The sequence below is a fragment of the Devosia sp. genome (genome assembly GCF_036676215.1).
In the GTDB taxonomy this organism is placed as follows: Bacteria; Pseudomonadota; Alphaproteobacteria; order Rhizobiales; family Devosiaceae; genus Devosia.
Genome location: NZ_JAKFDJ010000103.1, coordinates 1 through 3542, shown reverse-complemented (window position 1 = coordinate 3542; position 3542 = coordinate 1). Strand labels below are relative to the sequence as shown.

Below are 3542 nucleotides of genomic sequence, written 5' to 3'. Positions count from 1 at the left end.
GATCCACCACGCCAACCACATCCGCCCCAATGTGGATGGCGTCAAGGTCGGCGGCCACCAGGCCAGTTCGGCCTCCATGGCGGCGATCATGGCCGCGCTCTATTTCGGCATTCTGAAGCCCGAGGACCGCGTCGCCGTCAAACCCCATGCCGCCCCGGTCTTCCACGCCATCCAATATCTGTTCGGCAAACAGACCCTCGAAAAGCTGGAGAACTTCCGCGCCTTCGGTGGCGCCCAGTCCTATCCCAGCCGCACCAAGGACACTGACGACGTCGACATTTCCACCGGCTCGGTCGGCCTCGGCGTCGCCTTCACCGCCTTCGCTTCGCTGATCCAGGACTATGTCCGTGCCAAGCCCTGGGCCCGCAAGGACATTGCCGAAGGCCGCATGATCGCCCTGGTCGGCGATGCCGAACTCGACGAGGGCAATGTCTATGAATGCCTGCTCGAGGGCTGGAAACACGGGTTGCGCAACACCTGGTGGGTCATCGACTACAACCGCCAGAGCCTCGACGGCGTCGTCCGCGAGGGACTCTACGACCGCATCGAAGCCATCTTCCGCGCCTTCGATTGGAACGTCGTCACCCTCAAATACGGCGCCCTGCAGCGCGCTGCCTTTGCCGAACCCGGCGGCGAACGCCTCAAGGCCTGGATCGACGCCGCCCCCAACGCCATCTATTCGGCCCTGATGTTCCGCGGCGCCGCCGCCTGGCGCGAGCGCCTCAGTGACGAGATCGGCGACCAGGGCGAAGTCACCGCGCTCCTCGCCCGCCGCAGCGATGCAGAACTCGCCGAACTCATGGCCAATCTGGGCGGCCATTGCACCCAGAGCCTGCTCGAACAGTTCGGAGCCGCCAGCAGCGACAAGCCCACCGTCTTCATCGCCTATACCGTCAAGGGCTGGGCTACGCCGCTCGCCGGCCACAAGGACAACCATGCCGGCCAGATGACCGGCGCCCAGATCGACACCCTGCGCCAGTCGATGAACGTCCGCCCCGGCCACGAATGGGACAAGCTCGAAGGCATGGCCGATCCGGCCGGCATCGAGCGCTTCCTCGCCAGCGTCCCCTTCAACACCACGGAATCTCGCCGCCACACCTCACCAGCCGTCGCCACCATCGGCCCGCAATTCGTCGGCACCGGCGCCACCTCGACGCAGACCGCCTTCGGCAAGATCCTCGACGCCATCGCCAAGACCGACAGCGACCTCGCTCGCCGCATCATCACAACCTCGCCCGACGTCACCGTCTCGACCAATCTCGGCACCTGGGTCAACCGCCGCAACCTCTACGCCCATCGCGAGATGGTCGACATCTTTCAGAAGGAAGCCATTCCCAGCGCCCAGAAGTGGCGCTTCACCCCGGAAGGCCAGCATCTCGAACTCGGCATTGCCGAGATGAACCTCTTCCTCGCCCTTGGTGCCGCCGGTCTCAGCCATTCCCTCTTCGGCGAACGCCTGCTGCCCATCGGCACACTCTACGACCCCTTCATCTCCCGTGGCCTCGATGCCCTGAACTATGCCTGCTACCAGGACGCGCGCTTCCTGCTCGTCGCCACGCCCTCCGGCGTCTCGCTGGCCGGCGAAGGCGGCGCGCACCAATCCATCGCCTCCCCGCTGATCGGCATGGCCCAAGACGGCCTCGCCAGCTTCGAGCCGGCCTTTGCCGACGAACTCTCCGTCATCATCGATTGGGCCTTCGACTACATGCAACGCTCCGGCGACGCCCGCCCCGATCTCGCCGATTGGCCGCGCGACGTCACCGGTGGCTCGGTCTATCTGCGCCTCTCGACCCGCAGCATCGAACAGCCACCGCGTAGCGCCGACAAACCCCTCAGCGACGGCATTATCCGCGGCGCCTATTGGCTCAATCCGCCCACGCCGCAATGCGAAGTCGTCATCGCCTATCAGGGCGTGCTCGCCAATGAGGCCATCGAGGCCGCTGCCCGCATTGGAGGTGACCGCCGCAACGTCGCCGTCCTCGCCGTCACCTCTGCCGATCGCCTCAATGCCGGCTGGCACGCCGCCCAGCGCGCGCGCCTCCATGGCGACCACGCCGCCCGCAGCCATATCGAAACCCTGCTCGCCGATATCCCATTCCGCGCCGGCCTTGTCACCGCCATCGACGCTCACCCAGCCACGCTGGGCTGGCTCGGCAGCGTGCTTGGCCACCGCACCGTCACCCTGGGCGTCGAGCATTTCGGCCAGACCGGCACCGTCAACGACCTCTACGCCCATTTCGGCATCGACGCCGCCGCCATCGAGACCGCCACCCGCAGCCTGATTGGTGGCCCCAGATGATGCACAAAATACCCCACCACCACGGTGTCGTTCCCGCGAAGGCGGGAACCTCCGTTTGCTCTGCCCGTGTCGAAAACAGGGGTTCCCGCCTTCGCGGGGATGACTCGGCGGGTTCCATCAACGACCACCAATTTTGCCCATTTCCTCATCGCCCAACCGCTGAGGCGTAGGAATTGAGCACTCTATCCACAGATCGCCTTGCCAACCCCATTCGCATTTGTCAGACATATGTCATTGGACAGATTTCGAGGGGAAATCGATCTGTCGAACGCAGCTCTGCTGCACACAGAATGACCGGCCCCACGGCAAGGGACCGGCGCATGGGAAACGTCCAAGAACTGGCTCTGCACAAGGAGGGAGTCTCTAAATGAACCTAACTCTGAAGATCACTGCGGCACTGACTGTCGCAACGGCCTTGACCATACCGGCGCTGGCCCAGACGACCATCGTCGCGCCCGGACAGTCCACGTCCGGCACCTACATGGACTACATGAAGACGGTCTACGCCCGCGCCACCTTTGCCGAGCTGCTGCAGGTGCCGATCGCCACCTTCGACAAGGAATTCGAGCTGACGCCGATGGCGGCGGAAAGCTGGAGCCAGTCCGAGGATGGCCTCACCTGGACCTTCAAGCTGCGCCCGGGCCTCGTCTGGTCCGATGGCGAGCCGCTGACCGCCGAGGACTATGTCTTCGCCCTGCAGCGCGCCGCCACCACCGGCTATGATTTCGCCTGGTACTGGGACTTTGCCGGCGGCATCAAGGGCTGGAAGGAAGTCACCGAAGGCACCGCCGACGTCTCGACCCTCGGCCTCAAGGCCGTCGATGACCTTACCATCGAGGTCACCACTGTCGCGCCCAAGCCATACCTGCCCTCCGTCACCAGCCTCTGGTACCCCGTGCCCAAGCACAAGGTCGACGAACTCGGCGACGACTGGGCCGTCAATGTCGACACCATCGTCTCCTCCGGCCCCTTCGATCTCGAAAGCTGGGAAAAGTCCAACAACTCGGTCGTGCTGACCAAGTCCGAGACCTATACCGGCCCCTGGCAGGCGCAGATCGACCGCCTCGAAGTCGATCCCACCCTGGGCGCACCGGAAGTTGGGCTGCCGGCCTTCCTTGCAGGCGATGCGGACTATTCCTTCCTCAATACCGGCCAGGTGCCGGTCGCCGAGCAGCGCTACCCCGACGGCATCCGCAAGAACGCCGTCTTTGCCACCTCCTATATCTCGTTCGACCTCGACTCC

2 protein-coding genes are annotated in these 3542 nt (G+C 64.8%); both read left to right on the top strand.

Going from position 1 to position 3542, the window contains the following annotated elements; all coding sequences use genetic code 11:
* The first annotated feature begins 1 nt into the window (after window position 1).
* On the top strand, window positions 2-2299 hold the full coding sequence (locus V6M52_RS10105; protein WP_332700926.1) for a transketolase: 2298 nt from the start codon (window positions 2-4) through the stop codon (window positions 2297-2299).
* Between the two features lie 367 nt (window positions 2300-2666).
* The coding region (locus tag V6M52_RS10100) for a peptide ABC transporter substrate-binding protein (protein ID WP_332700925.1) at window positions 2667-3542 on the top strand (876 nt) is incomplete at its 3' end.